Source organism: Sinomonas sp. ASV322, assembly GCF_030908245.1.
Classification (GTDB): domain Bacteria; phylum Actinomycetota; class Actinomycetes; order Actinomycetales; family Micrococcaceae; genus Sinomonas.
Genome location: NZ_JAVFJJ010000017.1, coordinates 46,602 through 63,230, shown reverse-complemented (window position 1 = coordinate 63,230; position 16,629 = coordinate 46,602). Strand labels below are relative to the sequence as shown.

General features: G+C 71.2%; 18 protein-coding genes. 2 read left to right on the top strand and 16 right to left on the bottom strand.

Features of this window, described 5'->3' with window-relative positions; genetic code table 11:
- Nucleotides 1-8: 8 nt before the first annotated feature.
- The 13 genes from RBS12_RS17615 to RBS12_RS17555 form a co-directional block, all read right to left on the bottom strand.
- Entirely contained in the window at nt 9-323 is a 315-nt protein-coding gene (locus tag RBS12_RS17615; protein WP_307967452.1) for an NAD(P) transhydrogenase subunit alpha, read from the bottom strand.
- The gene (locus tag RBS12_RS17610; protein ID WP_307967451.1) at nt 323-1,549 is read right to left on the bottom strand and encodes a Re/Si-specific NAD(P)(+) transhydrogenase subunit alpha; all 1,227 of its coding nucleotides are present in this window, start codon (nt 1,547-1,549) and stop codon (nt 323-325) included. The genes RBS12_RS17615 and RBS12_RS17610 overlap by 1 nt, the downstream gene beginning before the upstream one ends.
- Before the next feature lie 112 nt (nt 1,550-1,661).
- The gene (locus RBS12_RS17605; RefSeq protein ID WP_307967450.1) at nt 1,662-2,498 is read right to left on the bottom strand and encodes a sigma-70 family RNA polymerase sigma factor; all 837 of its coding nucleotides are present in this window, start codon (nt 2,496-2,498) and stop codon (nt 1,662-1,664) included.
- Between the two features lie 602 nt (nt 2,499-3,100).
- Nucleotides 3,101-3,331 carry a carbon storage regulator gene (locus RBS12_RS17600; protein WP_307967449.1) on the bottom strand — a complete coding sequence of 77 codons (231 nt, stop codon included), beginning with the start codon at nt 3,329-3,331 and terminating at the stop codon, nt 3,101-3,103.
- A gap of 23 nt (nt 3,332-3,354) precedes the next feature.
- Nucleotides 3,355-4,449, bottom strand: coding sequence for a hypothetical protein (locus RBS12_RS17595; RefSeq protein ID WP_307967448.1), 1,095 nt, complete (start codon nt 4,447-4,449; stop codon nt 3,355-3,357).
- Nucleotides 4,427-6,469 carry a flagellar biosynthesis protein FlhA gene (locus RBS12_RS17590; RefSeq protein WP_307967447.1) on the bottom strand — a complete coding sequence of 681 codons (2,043 nt, stop codon included), beginning with the start codon at nt 6,467-6,469 and terminating at the stop codon, nt 4,427-4,429. The genes RBS12_RS17595 and RBS12_RS17590 overlap by 23 nt, the downstream gene beginning before the upstream one ends.
- The gene (locus RBS12_RS17585) at nt 6,466-7,596 is read right to left on the bottom strand and encodes an EscU/YscU/HrcU family type III secretion system export apparatus switch protein (protein WP_307967446.1); all 1,131 of its coding nucleotides are present in this window, start codon (nt 7,594-7,596) and stop codon (nt 6,466-6,468) included. The genes RBS12_RS17590 and RBS12_RS17585 overlap by 4 nt, the downstream gene beginning before the upstream one ends.
- Nucleotide 7,597: 1 nt before the next feature.
- Nucleotides 7,598-8,371, bottom strand: a complete 774-nt coding sequence (locus RBS12_RS17580) for a flagellar biosynthetic protein FliR (protein WP_307967445.1) — start codon at nt 8,369-8,371, stop codon at nt 7,598-7,600.
- Entirely contained in the window at nt 8,368-8,643 is a 276-nt protein-coding gene (gene fliQ, locus RBS12_RS17575) for a flagellar biosynthesis protein FliQ (protein WP_307967444.1), read from the bottom strand. Before fliQ ends, RBS12_RS17580 begins: the two co-directional genes overlap by 4 nt.
- 2 nt (nt 8,644-8,645) lie before the next feature.
- Nucleotides 8,646-9,503 carry a flagellar type III secretion system pore protein FliP gene (fliP, locus tag RBS12_RS17570; RefSeq protein ID WP_307967443.1) on the bottom strand — a complete coding sequence of 286 codons (858 nt, stop codon included), beginning with the start codon at nt 9,501-9,503 and terminating at the stop codon, nt 8,646-8,648.
- 7 nt (nt 9,504-9,510) lie between these two features.
- Nucleotides 9,511-10,014, bottom strand: a complete 504-nt coding sequence (fliO, locus tag RBS12_RS17565; RefSeq protein ID WP_307967442.1) for a flagellar biosynthetic protein FliO — start codon at nt 10,012-10,014, stop codon at nt 9,511-9,513.
- Nucleotides 10,015-10,695, bottom strand: coding sequence for a flagellar motor switch protein FliN (fliN, locus tag RBS12_RS17560; RefSeq protein WP_307967441.1), 681 nt, complete (start codon nt 10,693-10,695; stop codon nt 10,015-10,017).
- A complete protein-coding gene (locus tag RBS12_RS17555; RefSeq protein WP_307967440.1) occupies nt 10,692-11,609 on the bottom strand; it encodes a flagellar motor switch protein FliM in 918 nt (305 codons plus the stop codon). Before RBS12_RS17555 ends, fliN begins: the two co-directional genes overlap by 4 nt.
- Before the next feature lie 251 nt (nt 11,610-11,860).
- Between RBS12_RS17555 and RBS12_RS17550 the strand changes: the two genes are divergently transcribed.
- Nucleotides 11,861-12,262 carry a hypothetical protein gene (locus RBS12_RS17550; RefSeq protein ID WP_307967438.1) on the top strand — a complete coding sequence of 134 codons (402 nt, stop codon included), beginning with the start codon at nt 11,861-11,863 and terminating at the stop codon, nt 12,260-12,262.
- Nucleotides 12,263-12,276: 14 nt separating this feature from the next.
- Here RBS12_RS17550 and RBS12_RS17545 read toward each other — a convergent pair whose 3' ends face one another.
- The 3 genes from RBS12_RS17545 to RBS12_RS17535 form a co-directional block, all read right to left on the bottom strand.
- Nucleotides 12,277-13,077 carry a flagellar motor protein MotB gene (locus RBS12_RS17545; protein WP_307967437.1) on the bottom strand — a complete coding sequence of 267 codons (801 nt, stop codon included), beginning with the start codon at nt 13,075-13,077 and terminating at the stop codon, nt 12,277-12,279.
- 64 nt (nt 13,078-13,141) lie between these two features.
- Entirely contained in the window at nt 13,142-13,942 is an 801-nt protein-coding gene (locus RBS12_RS17540) for a MotA/TolQ/ExbB proton channel family protein (RefSeq protein WP_307967436.1), read from the bottom strand.
- Between the two features lie 12 nt (nt 13,943-13,954).
- Nucleotides 13,955-14,248 (bottom strand): flagellar FlbD family protein, encoded by a 294-nt coding sequence (locus RBS12_RS17535; RefSeq protein WP_307967435.1) that lies wholly within the window; start codon nt 14,246-14,248, stop codon nt 13,955-13,957.
- Nucleotides 14,249-14,358: 110 nt separating this feature from the next.
- Here RBS12_RS17535 and malQ point away from each other — a divergent pair, with 110 nt between their 5' ends.
- Nucleotides 14,359-16,530 carry a 4-alpha-glucanotransferase gene (malQ, locus tag RBS12_RS17530; protein WP_307967434.1) on the top strand — a complete coding sequence of 724 codons (2,172 nt, stop codon included), beginning with the start codon at nt 14,359-14,361 and terminating at the stop codon, nt 16,528-16,530.
- The last annotated feature ends 99 nt before the right edge of the window (nt 16,531-16,629 follow it).

Sequence of the window (16,629 nt, the reverse complement as noted above, 5' to 3'; positions counted from 1 at the left end):
CGCGAGGGTCACTTGGCTCCCTCCTTCGACGCGTCCTGCCCTGCGGGCTTCCGTCCCCGGAACATCTCGAGCATCCGGTCCGTCACGACGAACCCGCCGACGAGGTTCGCCGTGGCGAGGACGACGGCGAGCAGCGCCACCGCGAGCACCCACCCGTCTGTGGCTTGCCCGGCAACAGTGATGGCCCCGACGAGGATGATGCCGTGGATCGCGTTCGCCCCCGACATGAGCGGCGTGTGCAGGATGCTCGACACCTTCGAAACCACTTCGAAGCCCACGAACACGGCCAGCACCGTGATCGTGAGCAGTTCGATCCCGCCCATCAGCCGGCTCCTCCCTCGATCTCTTCGTCCAACCGTCCACCCAGCCCGCCCTGGCCAGGCCCTCCGGGGCCCGCCGTCGCCGAGGCGAGCGCCGCGAGGGCCTCCGCCGTCGGCTCGTGCCGCACCTCGCCGTCGTACGTCAGGCACGCCCCGGCAACGACCTCGTCGGAGAAGTCCGGCACCACCTCGCCCTCGGACGTCATGAGGGCGATGAAGTTCGCGACGTTCTTCGCGTAGAGCCGCGAGGCGTCCGCGGCCATGTCGGACGCGGCGTCCTTGAGGCCGACGACGATGACCTCGCCGTCGCCGTCGGCCGTCGGGACGGCGACGTCCTCGCCGGGGACCGAGCCCTCGACGTTCCCTCCCGACTCCGCCGCCATGTCGACGACGACGGACCCCGGCCGCATCGCCGCGACCATGTCCTTCGTGACGAGGAGCGGAGCCCGGCGCCCGGGGACGGCCGCCGTCGTGATGAGGACGTCCGCCTCCGCGACGTGGGGCGCGAGGAGCTGGCGCTGGAGCGCGCCGCGGTCCGCCGTGAGCTCGCGCGCGTAGCCGCCGGAGGCCTCGGCCGTCTCGAGGTCGAGGCGGATGAACGTTCCGCCCATCGACGCGACCTCGTCAGCGGAGGCGGGGCGAATGTCGTTCGCGGAGACGCGCGCGCCGAGCCGCTTGGCCGTGCCAATGGCCTGGAGGCCCGCAACGCCCGCCCCCAGCACGAGCACTCGCGCCGGCGGGACCGTGCCTGCCGCCGTCATGTAGAGCGGGAAGAAGCGCGGGAAGCGGATCGCGGCCTCGAGCACGCAGCGGTACCCGGTCACGAGGGCCTGGGACGTGAGCGCGTCCATCGACTGTGCGCGCGAGATGCGGGGCACGAGCTCGAGCGCGAAGGCCGCGGCGTGCGCCGCGGCGAGCGCGCGGACCGTGGGGAGCTCGGTCGACGGCGAGGCGAGGCCAACGGTGACGGCACCGGGCTTGAGGCGGGCCGCCGTCGTCGGGTCGAGCGGGCGGACGTGGGCGACGACGTCGACCGCGCCGACGTCGAGAACCGGCACGATGCGCGCACCGGCGGCCTCGTAGTCGGCGTCGGCATGGCCCGCGGAGGCGCCCGCGCCGGCCTCAATCCTCACCCCGAGGCCGAGCCCGACGAGCTGCCGCACGGATTCCGGGGTCGCGGCGACGCGCCTCTCCCCTTCGATCCGTTCCCTCGCGATGCCGACGTCCACAAGAGTCTCCCCTCGACACTGAGCCTACGGGTGAAGTGTATTGCGGGTCACAGACATTCGCCCGGGTTGTCCCGCGCGCATCGCTCGCACGCGGGCCCTCGGGCCGCGGCGCTCAGGACGCCGCGCGGGCCACGAGCGCGGCCGCGGGCACGCCCATCCGCTTGATCTCGTGGACCGAGTCGGCGAAGGCCTGCAGATAGGCGGCGTGCCGGGCGGACGGCTGCCGCTCGGAGCCGGGCATTGCACCCGGCACGTCGAGCGCGGACGCCGGCGCGTCGGCATAGTGGAGCGTGAGGCCGTCGCGGAGGAGGCGGATCGCCTCGCTGCGCTGCTGGGACACGGCCGACGACGTGACGCCGAGCGTGTCGGCCACCTCCTTGACGCTGAGCCCCTCGAGGTAGATGGCCGTGATGACGTGGCGGAGCCGTTCGGGGAGGGAGGCGACGGCGGCCCGCACGTAGCGGGTCTGCTCGCCCGCTAGGGCCGCGTCTTCGGGGCTGACCGTCTCCGCGACAAGCGTCTCCGCAACGGCCTCGTCGAGCTGGCCGACCGTCCGGGCGGCGTCCGCGGCCGCCGTCTCGACGTCGCTGCGCGAGACGCCGAGGGCCGCCGCGATCTCGTCATTCGACGGGCGGCGACCGAGAGCCCCCGTGAGCGTCTCGACGACCGCCTGGACGGCCTTGATGCGCTTGCGGGCGCCGCGTCCGGCCCAGTCGATCGAGCGGAGCTCGTCCATGAGCGCTCCCGTGATGCGCCGGCGCGCGAAGGCCCCGAACGGGACGCCGGCCGTGGGATCGAAGGAGTCGGCCGCGAGGACGAGGCCCAGCGACCCCGCCGAGGCCATCTCCTCTCGCGAGAGGTGCGTGGCGCGCGCGCAGAGGTCGGAGACGAGGTAGCCGACCAGCGGCAGATTCTCCACCACGAGACGGTTCCGCTCGTCGATGTTCATGTGCGCCCCCTCCATAGCCTGCGCGAACTGGAGCCCGCAGGATTGGGCAGCTCAAACCGACCATCCCGTTGGACATGTCCATTTGTACATGTCTAAGACGAGGTTGTACATGTCTAATCGCTGCGTGTCGCGGACTTGACAGACGGCGTCACGACTGCGGGCGGGGTTGCGAGCGTGTGGTTGCGGTTTCGGGAGGGGGGCGGGGCGGGCGGGTGGATGGGGGGGCGGGGCGGGCGGGTGGATTGGGGGCGCGGGGCGGGCGGTCGGGTGCGGGAGTCGGTCGGGTCAGGGCCGCGGTCGGGTCAGGGCCGCGGCGGCGAAGCTCCACTTTCTCCGCCGACCTCCCCAGTTCTTGTTCCAACCGCCCCAGTTTCTGTTCCAACCGCCCCAGCTCTACGGCTGACGGCGGGGCTCGCCGACCCCGAAATCCGCGGGATACCGGGGCGAGAACCGCCGAGAGGGAGAGCGATTGGCGCAGGAGTCGGGGAGGTCGGCGCAGGAGTTGGGGAGGTTGGCGCAGAACGCGGGGAGGTTGGCGCAGAAGTTGGGGCGGTCGGCCGTGGAACCGGGCGGTGGAACCGGAGAAGTCGTCCCGGGCGGCCCTAGGCCCCCACCCCGGGGAGCCCTCGGAGAATGTCCTCGGCCTCAGCCTGTGCGGCCTCGAGGTTGGAGCCGGCCACGGCCTCGAAGATCTCCTCCCGCTTGATCGCAAGGTGGCGCGGCGCGTCGATGCCGATCCGGATGCCTTCGTTTCCGCGGCTCTCGAGGAACGTAATGACGATCTCGTCCCCGATCATGATCTTCTCGCCGGGCTTGCGTGTGAGAACGAGCATGGCTTCCCTTCCGTGGAGCGCTGTCAGAGCACCGTCCGTGGTGCCGCGTGGCCATCCACCCAGCCTACGGGGATTCCCAGCCCGTTGACCGTGTACGCCGTGCGGGTCTCGCGAGCGCCGACGACGGCGAGCGCGTCGACCGGGAGTCGCTCCGCAACGGCGTCGACCCAGTCTGCCGTCTCGTCGGGCTTGTGGCGAGCGTCGATGGCGAGCCACACCTGATCGGGGTGGAGCGCGAGAGCCTCGCGGAGCTGGGCCGTGATGGGCTCGAGCGGAGTCAGCGTGCCGACCGCGAGCACGGCCACTCCCGCCTCGACGGCTCGGGCGCGGGCCGCGGTGGCATCACGAGGCCCGGTGAGCGCGGGCCAGTCGGGTGCCGCGCCCGAAGCGACGGCGGGACCGACGGCGGGACCGACGGCGGCACATACCCACTGCGGCGCGCTGCGCGCCATCGAGCTGGCCACGTCGAACACGGCCGGGCTCGGTCCGAGGACGAGCACGAGGTCCCCGGGCTCGCCGAGCAGGGCCGGTACGGGCTCATCGACAACGGAGGTCTCTTCTCGCAAGCGCGCAAGGACGACGTCGAAGCCCTCCGTCTGCGTCGAGACGGCGGCCTGGCCAGCGGCGCGCCCGGGGACGGCGCGCGGGGACTCGGCGGGCCCGGCGACGGCGCGCCGGGACTCGGCGGGCCCGACGTCGGCAGACCAAGGATCAGCGCGCCGGGCCTCGGCGCGCTGAGCGTCGGCAGGCCTGTCATCCGCAGGCCGGCCGTCGGCGGGCTCAGCCGTCTCGCTCTGAAGGACGTCCTCGGCGCGCTCAGCCTCCTCGAGGAGCGCCGCGATCCCGCCGCGGGCTGCGAGGAATGTGTGCGGCCCGGACGACGGCGCGGACGACGGCGGCTCGAGCCGCCCGCCATCGCCGTCCGGCGCGTGCTGCCCGCCGTGGTCGTCCGGCACGAGCACCATCGCCTCGACGTGGCGCCGGCCGAGGAGCCCGCCGAATCCCGGGTCGAGCACCCGCTCGGCGCTCACGATTCGCGCCTTCGGCCCGTACAGCTCGGACGCCGTGCGGGCCACGGCCTCGAGCGATCCGCCGCTAAGCCGGTACTGCTGAGGCAAGGCGCACCACCCCGATCGTCTCGATGTTCACGTTTGTCGACGTGACCTCGGCGTATGAGAGCACCGGCACGCCGCCCGGCGGCAGCGGCACGAGCTTCCGGACGGCAGGCCGGAGCACCGGCGCGCACACGAGGACGGCACTCCTTCCCGCGGACTCGGCCGCGGCGACGGCGGAGCTGAGGGACGTCATGATCGCGTCCAGCTTCGGCTGCTCCATCACAAGCTGCGTCCCGGTGTCCGCGGGGCGGAGGTCCTGGACGAGGCTCTGTTCGAGGACGGGTTCGATCGTGATGACCGTGAGCCTGCCCCCGTCCAGGTGCCGCCCCACGAGCGCCGGGCCGAGCGCGAGCCGGGCGGCCTCGATGAGACCCTCCGGCTCGGTCGAGGCCTTCGCGCGGAGCGTGAGCGCCTCGTAGATGCGCGTGAGGTCGTTGATCGGCACCTGCTCGGCGAGGAGGCCCTGGAGCACGCGGTGAATCTCCGCGAGCGAGAGCAGCCCCGGGGTGAGCTCCTCGACGGCGGCCGGGCTCCCCGCTTTGACGCCCTCGGCCAGCACCCGCACGTCCTCCCGCGAGAGCAGGCGCGACGCATTGGCCGTCACGATCGAGGAGAGATGCGTGACGAGCACGCTCGCGCGGTCGATCACGGTCGCGCCCGTCATTTCGGCGCTGTGCCGCATCTCCGCGGGCACCCACTTCCCGGCGAGCCCGAAAACGGGTTCGACGACGGCCGCGCCCGGGAGCGCGTCGAGGAAGTCGCCGAGGGCGAGGAGCTTGCCCGGCGGTGCCGTGCCGCGGCCCGCTTCGACGCCGGCGATGCGGATCGCGTAGGTCGACGGCGGGAGCTCGACGGAGTCGCGGGTGCGGACGGGCGGGATGACGACGCCGAGGTCCATCGCGATCTTGTGCCGGAGCGACTTCACGCGCGCGAGCAGATCGTCGGCCGAGCCGCCCACGAGGTCGACGAGATCTGGCGCGAGCAGGATTTCAAGGGGGTGAACGCGCATCTCTTCCAGGAGCCGCTGGTTCGGATCGGGCTCCCCCGCGCCCGGGGTGCCGCCCCCCTCAGAGGAGGCGGCGCCGTCGTCCGCCGGCCTGATCCGGCGCGACGCAAAGATCAAGGCGCCCCCCACGCCGAGGAACGGCAGGGGCGGCATGCCCGGGATGAGCGCCATGACGACGGCGGCGATCCCCGCGATGAGGAGCGCCGTGCGGGACTGCGCGAGCTGGGAGGACGCGGCCTGGCCGAGGTCCGCCTCCGCGTTCGAGCGCGTGACGATCATGCCCGTCGAGACGGCCATGAGCAGGGCAGGGATCTGGGAGACGAGGCCGTCGCCCATCGTGAGGAGGGAGTACGTGTTGAGGGCGTCCGTGATCGAGAGCCCGCGCTGGGCCATGCCGACGCCGAGGCCGCCCACGATGTTGACGATGATGATGACGATCCCCGCGATCGCGTCGCCCTTGACGAACTTGGACGCGCCGTCCATCGCGCCGTAGAAGTCGGCCTCCGCGGAGACCTCGGCGCGCCGCCGCCGCGCGACGACGTCGGTGATGAGTCCCGCGTTGAGGTCGGCGTCGATCGCCATCTGCTTGCCGGGCATCGCGTCGAGCGTGAAGCGTGCCCCAACCTCGGCCACACGCTCGGCACCCTTTGTGACCACGACGAACTGGATCACCACGAGGATCACGAACACGACCGCGCCGATGATCATCGATCCGCCCACCGTGACCTTGCCGAACGCGTCGATGACCTGCCCCGCGTAGCCCTGCCCGAGGACGAGCCGGGTCGAGGCCACGTTGAGGCCGAGCCGGAAGAGCGTCGCGACGAGCAGGAGGGACGGGAAGACCGAGAAGTCGAGGGGCTTCTTCACGAACATGCTCGTCAGGAGGATCACGAGCGCGAGCAGGATGTTGCACACAATGAGCACGTCGAGGACCGGTGCCGGCACCGGCACGACGAGCAGGAGCACGATCCCCACGATGCCGACGGGGACGGCGAGGCGGGCGAGGTTCCGGTTCATGCGCGGGCTCCTGGGGGTTGGGTTGGCGCGGGCCGGGAGTTCGGGAGGGACGGGCGGGCCGGCAGTGTGTGCAGCCCCGCGGCCGCGCCGCGCGCCTTGAGCGCCATGACGAACGCGAGCACGCCCGCGACGGCGGTGTAGAACTCAACAGGGATCTCCTGGCCGAGCTCGCACGCAGCGTGCAGCGCCCGTGCGAGCGGGACGTCCTGGACCATCGGCACGCGCTTCGCCTCGGCCTCCTCGCGGATGCGGGCCGCGACCACGCCTGCCCCCTTCGCGACGATGCGCGGCGCCGACTTCCCCGGCTCGTATGCGAGGGCGACGGCGACGTGCGTTGGGTTGACGAGGACGACGTCGGCCCCCGCGATCGCGGCGATCATGCGGTTCCGCGACATCGCGAGCTGGCGCGAGCGGCGCTGCGCGCGAATGAGCGGATCCCCGTCCGAGCTCTTGGACTCGTCCTTGAGCTCACGCTTCGTCATGCGGGTCTTCGCCCGGTTGCGACGGAGGACGACGAACACGTCCGCGCCGGCGAGCACGAGCCCCGCGGCGACGGCGAAGCGGATGAGCGAGGCCGCGCCGTCGTTCGCGGCCGCGAGCACCCCGGCGAGCGGCAACGCGCCCGCCGACAGGAGCACGGGCATAAGCCCCTGCGCGACGCCCCACAGCACGAGGCCGACGACGGCGGTCTTCGCGAGCGCCTTGGCCCCGCCCCAGAGCGCCTGGACGCCGAACATCCGCTTGAACCCCGCGACCGGGTTGAAATGCTCGAACGACGGCGCGAATCGCCGCGCGTGCACGCCGCCCTGGGCCGCGGCGCCCACGAGCACCGTGAGGAAGACGACGGCGGCGAGCGGCCCGACGGTCCCGGCCAGCGAGCCGAATCCGTCCCCGAGCGCCGTCATCGCCGTCCCGGGGTCGGGGCTCGCGACGACCGAGCGCACGCGGAAGAGCTGCGCGGCGCCCGCGTTCGAGGCGGCGGCGATCGTCGACGGGAGCATGAGGGCGCCTGCCCCGACGGCGAGCCACGCCGTGAGGTCCTGCGAGCGCGATAGCTGGCCTTTCGACCGGACCTCGCGTAGGCGCTTCTCGGTGGCTCGCTCGGTGCGCTCCTGTGTGTCCGCCATTTCACCCCACCCCCAGCAGCAGCCGAGCGGACTGTTGCGCGAGCGAGGACACGATGCGCGGGAGCGCGAGGAAGAGGACGCCCGCGAGCATGAGCGTCATGAGGACCTTGAGCGGGAAGCCGAGCTGGAACGCGTTGAGCGCCGGCGCAACCCGGGTGAGGAGGCCGAGGCCGAGATCGGCGAGGAACAGGACGACCATGAGCGGCCCCGCGATCTGGAGTGCGTCGACGACGAGGCCGCTCACCGCCGTCGTCATGGCCTGCACGGGGTGGGCGAGGTCGAGGCCGCCCGCGAGCGGAAGCGACCCGAACGTGCCCGCGAGTCCGCCGATCACGAGCTGGTAGCCGTCGGACGAGATGAGCAGCGCGAGTGCGGCCATGTGGGTCAGGCGCGTGAACTGGGCGCCGTTGACCATGTTGAGCGGATCGTAGCCCTGGGCCAGCTGGAAGCCGCCCGAGAGATCGATGAGGGATCCCGCGGACTGGACGGCCGCGAACACGAGGTACACGAGGAAGCCGAGCGCGAGCCCGGTCACGAGCTCGAGGACGAGGCCGGTCACGAACCCGGCCGCATCCCGCGCGCCGTACCCGGCCCCCGCGCGATTCGCGACGGCGAGTCCGAGGCCCACGCCGAGCATCGCCTTGATGCGGGCCGGGAACGCGTTGTGGGCGAAGGGCGGCGCGACGAAGAGGAAGGCGGTCACGCGGACGGCCGCGAGGATGACGGCCTCGATGAAGGCCTGGTCAATCGGAACATTGAAGACCGGGGTATTCACGGCGAGCTCAGGAGCGAGGGGATGCGGGCGAAGAGGTCGTTCGTGAAGCCGACCATCTCGGAGATCATCCAGTTCCCGCACACGACGAGCGCGATCGCGACCGCGACGGCCTTCGGCACGAAGGAAAGCGTGGCTTCCTGAAGCTGGGTGACGGACTGGACGAGCGAGATCGCGAGGCCGACCACGAGGCTCGTGACGAGGACCGGCGCGGACAGCTTCGCGGCGGCGATGAGTGCCTGGAGGCAGATGTCGAGGACGGCGGACGAGTTCACGCTCAGCCTCCCCGATAGCTCTGGATGAGCGACGTGATGACGAGGTCCCAGCCGTCCACGAGCACGAACAGGAGGATCTTGAACGGGAGCGAGATCATGACGGGCGGGAGCATCATCATGCCCATCGACATGAGCGCCGCGGAGACGACGAGGTCGATGATGAGGAACGGCACGAACACGACGAAGCCGATGATGAACGCGGCGCGGAGCTCCGAGATCATGAACGCGGGGATGAGCGTCTGGAGCGGCGTCGCGTCCGGGGTCGCGGGGTTCGGCAGGCCCGCCGCGCGCTGCATGAGCGCGATGTCCTCCTGCCGCGTGTGCGCGAGCATGAACTTCGAGAGCGGCCCCGTCGCGGCGTTGAACGCGCCCCCGAAGTCGAGGTGCCCGTTGAGGTAGGGCTGGACGGCGCCGTTGTTGATGTCGTTGACGACCGGCCACATGATGAACAGCGAGAGGAAGAGCGCGAGCCCCGCGATCACCTGGTTGGGCGGGACGTTCTGCAGCCCGAGCGCGTTGCGCGTCATCGCGAGCACGACGAAGACCTTCGTAAACGACGTCATCATGAGCAGGAGGGCGGGCGCGACCGAGAACAGCGTGATGCCGATGAGGGTGACGACGGCGGCCGACGGGCCGTTGTCCGGCGCGTTGAGCTGGATGCTCGGGGGCCCGTTCGACGGCGCGGGGGCGGGCGACGGCGTCGCGGGGCCGGCCGGGAGCGTCGGCCCGCCGGGGGCGGCGTGACTGGCGGCCGCCGCGAGCAGCACAAGCACGCAGGCGGCCGCGAGGGCACCAAGGACGACGACGGCGATCCGCGCCGTCGCGTTCGCGGCGCGGGGGCGGGCCCCGGCCAGGCTCACGGCCGGGTCACTTCCGCCGACCGGTCCGCAGGGCATCCGCGGCCTGCCGCCACGTGCCGAGGTCAAGGATGGAGCCAGCCATCGGCTGCTGGACTCGCGGCTGCCGCTCGAGCTCGGTGTCGAGCGCGTCGCCGAAGGCTGCGGCCCCGCCTTCCGCGAGCCGCGCCGCACGCCGCCCCGACGCGGTCGGGAGCGGCAGCACCGCCGTCGCCCGGGTTTCCGGGGCCGTCGCGGCGCCCGCGAAATCGGGCGCGTCACACGGGGAGGGCGCCTCAGCAGTGTGCAGCACGCTGATCCCGTGCTCCGTCACGCCGAGCAGGAAGCGTCGGCCGTCGGCCTCGACGAGAACCACGGAGGCCTTCGACCCCACCGCCTGCCGGGACACGACCGCGAGGGCCTTCGCGCGCGCGGGCGCCGCGCCACGGCGGAGGCGGCGGTGCAGGAGCCACATGAGGCCGAGCACCGCCGCGAGGGAGACGAGGACCCGCAGGCCCAGGAGAAGTGAGTCCATTCAGCGTGGCGCCTCGGCCACGTCCAGGATCCGCGTGATGCGCACGCCATAGTCCTGGTCGACGACGACGACCTCGCCGAGCGCGATCTTCCGCCCGTTGAGCAGCACGTCGACGGGCGCGCCGGCCGAGCGGTCGAGCTCGATGACCTTGCCCGGCTCCATCGAGAGCGCGTCGCGGACGCTCATGCGCGTCCGGCCGATCTCGACCGTGAGTGCCATCTCGACGTCGTGGATCCGGCCCAGGCGGCCGGCGAACGCGTCCGGGGTCGCGGCTGAGTTCACGTGCTCCCGAACGCGCACGGCGAACCAGCCGAACGGCGCGGCGCCGTCCGAGATCTCGAAGACGGCGGCGTCGGGATCCGCGAAGACGCCCGCCGGGTCGCCGTCGGCAAGGTCGGACAGGACGCCGTCTCGCAGCGCCTCGGCGGCGCGCTCGAAGGCGGGCCGCAGCACCGCCGTCGCCCTCGCCCCCGGGCCGCCGCCAGCCCCGGCGACGAAGCCCGCGTCGGCGAGCGCGAGCGCGAAGTCAGCAGTGAGCGCTCCCACGAAGGAGGCCGAAACGAGGGCCGCGTACTCAGGCGCGGCACCCGCTCCGACCGTCCCGGTGACGGCGAGGCCCGGGACCGGGAGGGACGCCGCGAGGCGATCGGCGGCGGAGGCGTGGAGGGCCAGACTGCTCACGGGTGGTTCTCCTCGGTGGGGGTCGGAGTCGAGGCGACGATGCGGGCGGCGACGCGGGAGCCCTTGCGGACGACCATCGCCTGCGCGAGGTTCTTGCCGCCCACCGAGACGTCGAACGGCTCATGCTCGGCGTGCGGGAGGAACAGCAAGTCCCCGACGGCGAGCTTGAGGATCTGGGCCGGGGTCACCGCGGCGGGCGCGAGGCGAACCGCGACATCGACGGGGACCTGGGCGATCTGCCCGCCCACGAGTTCGAAGGCGTTCGCGCTGCTCGCCATGGGGTTGACGGCGCCGAGCTGCGGCAGGAGCGCGTCGGCGGGGATCGCGAGCGTCGCGTCCGAGGCCGAATCGCCGACGCGGACCATGAACGCGACGACGATCATGAGGTCCGTCGTCGCGGCGGCCTGCGCGAACTGGGAGTTGTATTGGATCGCCTCGACGCGAGCATCGCCCTCGAGGAGGCCCCCGAGGGAATACGAGAGGTCTTCGAGGGCCTCGTCCATGAGGCTCTTGATGAGCGCGTGCTCGAGAGGCGTGAACTTGCGGTCGAGGCCCGACTTGTCGCCGTGGCCGCCGAGCATCCTCGCGACCCAGCCGAGCGCCGCCGTCGTCGGGAACTGGATGACCATCTTGCCGGAGCTGGCTGAGATCCGGTCCGCGGCGCACAGGACCATCGCGGTGGTTGAGGGGAGCGAGGCCACGTATTCGTCGTAGGTCTGCATGATGACCGACTCGGTTGAGACCGTGGACTTCACGCGCACCTTCGCCGTGAGCTGCGTGCCCCACTGGCGCGCGAACGTCTCGAAGCCGACCTCGAGGGTGCGGCTGTGCTCGCGCGCGAGGGTCGTGGGGCGCCGAAAATCGTAGGCCTCGACGGTCTTCGGGGCTGGCGCTTCGAGGTCCTGCACGGTCACAGCGGCGACTATCGGCAGGCGGCGGGCGGGCGTAAGGTCGCTGACGCTAGACTCACAAGATACACAAGATACACAAGATACACAGGCATTCACAAGGAGCCCGCACAGTATCGGATCTCCTCAACGAGGGTGTTGCAACATTCCTTCGGCGGGCCGACAAAATCGACCTTCACGCCGCTGCGGTCCGAGACGTTGAGGCATCATTCACTGAGACGTTCTCCGCGGCAGGCTTCACAATCGAGCCCAAGCTAATGCGCCAGGCCGCAGAAGCGACTGGCGGATATCCGTTCCTCATCCAACTCGTCGGCTATTTCCTCTGGAAAGAGGCTGAGAACAGTGGTGGATCAGTCGACCCGGCAACGGCGCACCGGGCGTTCGAAGCCGCCAACCGCCGTCATGTGCGCACGGTCATCGAAGCCGCCCTCGCCGCGGCTTCAGCCAAAGACCTTGAATTCCTGCGCGCGATGGCCGAAGACGTCGGCCCATCGGCAGTCGGCGACATCGGCCACCGCCTCGGAGCCAAATCAAACCTCGTCTCCAATTACCGGACGAGGCTCTTGGATGCCGGCCTCATCGAATCAGCAGGATACGGCAAAGTCGATTTCGCCATTCCCGGCCTGCGGCGATATCTCCGGGCTGATTCACAGAACTGACTGATCGCAGCCCGCTATTTCCCCGCCAGCCGCGCCTTGAGCGCCTCCGGGATGAGCGCCCGTACCGCTTCGGGCTGGTCGGAGAGGACGACGACGTCGACACGCCGGTTCTGCTCGTGGTCCGCCTCGGTCTGGTCCGAGTTCGCGGGGCGGGACGCCCCGAAGCCCGTCGCGCCGATGCGTGCGCCCGGGAGACCGTCGCGTTCGACCATGTATCGCAGCACCTTGGTCGCGCGTTCCGACGAGAGCTCCCACACCGACGGGTAGGCAGTGATGAGGTTGGCGGCGTGGCCTTCGACGGAGACGTCGAGGGGCGTCGGCACGATGGCTGGGGTCACGGCGTCGAGCACTTGATCCGCGCGCCATGTGAGGCTCGATTGGTCCGGCTCGAAGAACGTCTGGGATCCCACGAGCTTGACGGTGAGGCCGCGCTGGTCGATCTGGAACTGGACGTCCTGCGCGAGGCCCGCTGCGGTGAGCCGCGCGTTCATCTGGTTCATGAGTCCCGTCAGCCGGTCGACCTCCTTGAGGGCGAGATCGAGGCTCGCGAAGCCCTCGGCGCCGTCCTTCGCCTTGTCCGGCGGGACCACCGTGCCGGACGCGGTGTCGATCTTGTCCGAGATGGTCGTGCCGAAGCCCGTCGCGAGCGAATTGCGGAGCTTCTCAAACTTGTTCTGGTCGACGGCGGACATCGCGAAGAGCACGACAAAGAGGCAGAACAGGACCGTGATCATGTCCATGTAGGAGACGGCCCATCGCTCGTCGACGTGAAAGGCCTCGGGCTTCCTCTGTGGCTTGCGGCGGCGCCGGCTCACGCTGTCCCCCTCACGCTGTACCTCTCACGCTGTCCCCCCGCACGGCGCCGACCTGACGTCACCCTCACGCCGCGGCCCGCGCATTCTCCTTCGCGTCCGCCTTCCCGTTCCCCTTGAAATGGTGGTCCGGGACCATCGCCCGGAGGCGGTCGGCGAGGAGCATGGGCTGCGCGCCCTCCTGGACGGCGAGGACGCCCTCCATGATGAGCGTCATCCGCTCGACCTCGAGCTCGGAGAGGCGCGCGATGCGGGACGAGAACGGGTGCCAGATGAAGTTGGCCGAGAGGAGGCCCCACAGCGTCGCGACGAACGCGCTCGCGATCATGGGGCCGAGCTTTCCGGGATCGGAGAGGTTCTCGAGGACGTGGGTGAGCGAGACAACCGTGCCGATGATGCCGATCGTCGGGGCGTAGCCGCCGAGCGCCGCGAAGAACTTCGAGCTTGCGTGGTCGGCCCGGGCCTTCGTGCCGATCTCGTCCTCCATCATGATGCGCAGCTCCTCGGCGTCGGTGCCGTCTGCGACGTTTTGGAGCGCACGCGAGAGGAACGGATCCTTCGTGTCCGTGGCCTCGGACTCGAGGGCGAGAAGGCCCTCAGCGCGAGCCTTCTCGGCGAGCTGGATGATCTTGTCGATGCTCTCCTGCGGCCTCGGCGCCTTGCCGAGCAGGGCCTTGGGGACGGCCTTGAACGCCTGGACCGTGTCCCTGAGCGTGTTCCCGGCGAGGCCGACGGCGAGCGTCGCGCCGAACACGAGGATCATGGGCGGCGGCAGGAGGAGCGCCGAAATGCTCGCGCCCTCCATCGTCACAATGGCGACGACCGAACCGAACGCGAGAAGAAGGCCGATGACGACCGAGGGATCCACGAGCTGTCCTCCTTAGCGCTGCGCCGGCCGCAGGGGTGTGGCACCCGGGCGGGCTCCGTCGTCGTCCGCTGGGCTCCGGACGACGCTGAGCCGCTGGCCCTCCACCGCCGGGAGGCCGCGGGCGGTCGCGAGGACGCGCGCGCGGTAGCCCGCGATGAGCTCGATGACCTCGGCAAGCGTCTCCCGCACCACGTACGTGGTGCCCTCGATCATCACGAGCGTCGTGTCAGGGTTCTCCTGGATGCGCTCGATGAGATCCGGGTTGACCGCGAAGCGGGACCCGTTGAGGCGGGTGACGACGATCATGGAACCGTTTCTGGTCGAGGGCTCGTGGCGGGATGGCAGCTGGGTGCTGTCGCAGACCACTATCGGCGGGCCGGGAGACGAAGTTAGGCATGGCCCCATACAGTGAACCCATGGCGGACGGAACCGAACTCCTCCTCGACCTCGCGCGGCGCCATGGCGTCGCGACGTCCTTCTACGGCTGGGACGGCGTCGACCGTCCGGTCTCCCACGAAACGCTCCGCAAGGTCCTCACGGCGCTCGGGGTCCCCGCAGACAGCCCCGACGACCTCGAACGGGGCCTCCGCGACGCCGAGCTCGCGCCGTGGCGACGGCTCCTGCCGCCCATCGTCGTGCAGCGCGAGGGCGGGGACCGCTCGGTGCACGTCCATGTGAGCCACGGGAGCCAAGTCGAGGTCTGGATCACGGCCGAGGACGGGAGCCGCCACGAGGTCACGCAGGAGGAGGACTGGGAGGAGCCACGCGTCGTCGACGGCGTCCTCACCGGCCGCGCGACCTTCGCGCTCCCCCGCGACCTCCCGCTCGGCTGGCACTCGCTGCACGCCGAGGCCCTGGGCGGATCGGCCGAGTGCCCGCTCGTCGTCACCCCCGCACGGCTCCACACGACGGAGCGGCTCCTCGAGCGGCGCCACTGGGGTCTCATGGCGCAGTTGTATTCGGTGCGTTCGTCGCGCTCGTGGGGCATTGGGGACTTCGCCGACCTGGCCGACCTCGCCGCGATCGCCGGGTCCGAGGGCGCCAGCTTCGTCCTGGTCAATCCCCTCCACGCGGCCGCGCCGACGCCGCCCATCGAAGATTCGCCCTATCTGCCCGCGACCCGCCGGTTCTTCAACCCCCTGTACGTCCGCGTCGAGGAGATCGACGAGTACGGCTATCTCGCTGCGGCGGCCCGCGACCAGGTCGAAGGGCTCGCCGCGCGGACGCAGCCCGCGAACCACTCGGCGGGCCTCCTGGACCGGAACACGAGCTTCGCCGCCAAGCTGGCCGCGCTCGAACTCCTCTCGCGCGTGCCCCGAAGCCCCGCGCGCGAGCTCCAGTTCCGTCGGTTCTGCGCCGAGCACGGTTCCGGGTTGGACGATTTCGCGCTGTGGTGCGCGCTCAGAGAGAAGCTATCGCCGGACGCACCCGAGTGGGCCGGCGCCGACCAGCAGCGCGACGCGCTGGCCGGGCGCATCGAGTTCTACCGCTGGCTCCAATGGATCTGCGACGAGCAGCTCGAGGCGGCCCAGCGCGCCGCGACGCGCGCCGGCATGGGGATCGGCGTGGTTCACGACCTCGCCGTCGGCGTCGAACCGCACGGAGCCGATGCGTGGATCCTGTCCGACGTCCTCGCCCAGGGGGTCACAGTCGGCGCCCCGCCGGACGTCTTCAACCAGCAGGGTCAGAACTGGAGCCAGCCCCCGTGGCACCCAGGCCGCCTCGAGGCCTCCGGCTATGCGGCCTTCCGGGACATGCTGCGCACGATCCTGCGCCACGCCGGCGGGATCCGCGTGGACCACGTCCTCGGCCTCTTCCGGCTCTGGTGGATCCCCGAAGGCGCCGGGCCGGAGGAGGGCACGTACGTCTACTACGACCACGAGGCGCTCGTCGGCATCCTTGCGCTCGAGGCGCAGCGCGCGGACGCGATCGTGATCGGCGAGGACCTCGGCGTCTTCGAGCCGTGGGTGCGCGACTACCTCGCCGAGCGTGGGATCTTCGGCACCTCGATCCTGTGGTTCGAGCACGACGGCGGCGGCCCCCTTGCGCCCGAACGGTACCGGCAGCAGTGCCTCACGAGCGTCAACACGCACGACCTCCCGCCCACGGCCGGCTACCTCGCGGGCGAGCACGTGACCCTGCGCGAGTCGCTCGGGCTCCTGCGCCGGCCGGTCGAGGAGGAACTCGCCGCCGACGCCACGGAGCAGGAGGCCGTCCTCGAGCGCGTGCGGGAGAGGGGGCTCCTGTCTCCGCGCGACCGCGACCACGGCGACGGCGACCACGGCGACGGCGACCACGGCGACGGCGGTGGGCCAGGCCGCCGTCGTTCGCCTGAGGAGGTGCAGCGCACCGTCGAGGCGCTGTACGCGTTCACGGCGCTCACGCCGTCGTCCCTGCTCGGCGTCGCGCTCGTCGACGCCGTCGGCGAGACCCGCACCCAGAATCAGCCCGGTACGCATCTCGAATACCCCAACTGGCGGATCCCGCTCGCGGGCCCGGATGGCCAGGCGGTCCTGCTGGACGAACTCGCGGCGAACCCCCGCTTCGCCTCGCTCACGGCGACGGTGCGGGGGGCACTGGGGGGCTAGGGCGCCGGCGGCCGGCCGGCCCTCCGCCGACCTCCCCAGCTTCTGCGCCGACCTCCCCAGCTTCTGCGCCAACCTCCCCATCATTGAGGCGGACGACGG

What these genes read in the sequence shown, in the direction of transcription:
- RBS12_RS17585 (WP_307967446.1), bottom strand. Translation starts at nt 7,596, where the DNA reads ATGGCGGACACACAGGAGCGCACCGAGCGAGCCACCGAGAAGCGCCTA.
- RBS12_RS17600 (WP_307967449.1), bottom strand. Translation starts at nt 3,331, where the DNA reads ATGCTCGTTCTCACACGCAAGCCCGGCGAGAAGATCATGATCGGGGAC.
- RBS12_RS17590 (WP_307967447.1), bottom strand. Translation starts at nt 6,469, where the DNA reads ATGAACCGGAACCTCGCCCGCCTCGCCGTCCCCGTCGGCATCGTGGGG.
- RBS12_RS17605 (WP_307967450.1), bottom strand. Translation starts at nt 2,498, where the DNA reads ATGAACATCGACGAGCGGAACCGTCTCGTGGTGGAGAATCTGCCGCTG.
- fliO (WP_307967442.1), bottom strand. Translation starts at nt 10,014, where the DNA reads ATGGACTCACTTCTCCTGGGCCTGCGGGTCCTCGTCTCCCTCGCGGCG.
- RBS12_RS17615 (WP_307967452.1), bottom strand. Translation starts at nt 323, where the DNA reads ATGGGCGGGATCGAACTGCTCACGATCACGGTGCTGGCCGTGTTCGTG.
- malQ (WP_307967434.1), top strand. Translation starts at nt 14,359, where the DNA reads ATGGCGGACGGAACCGAACTCCTCCTCGACCTCGCGCGGCGCCATGGC.
- RBS12_RS17535 (WP_307967435.1), bottom strand. Translation starts at nt 14,248, where the DNA reads ATGATCGTCGTCACCCGCCTCAACGGGTCCCGCTTCGCGGTCAACCCG.
- RBS12_RS17550 (WP_307967438.1), top strand. Translation starts at nt 11,861, where the DNA reads ATGCGCCAGGCCGCAGAAGCGACTGGCGGATATCCGTTCCTCATCCAA.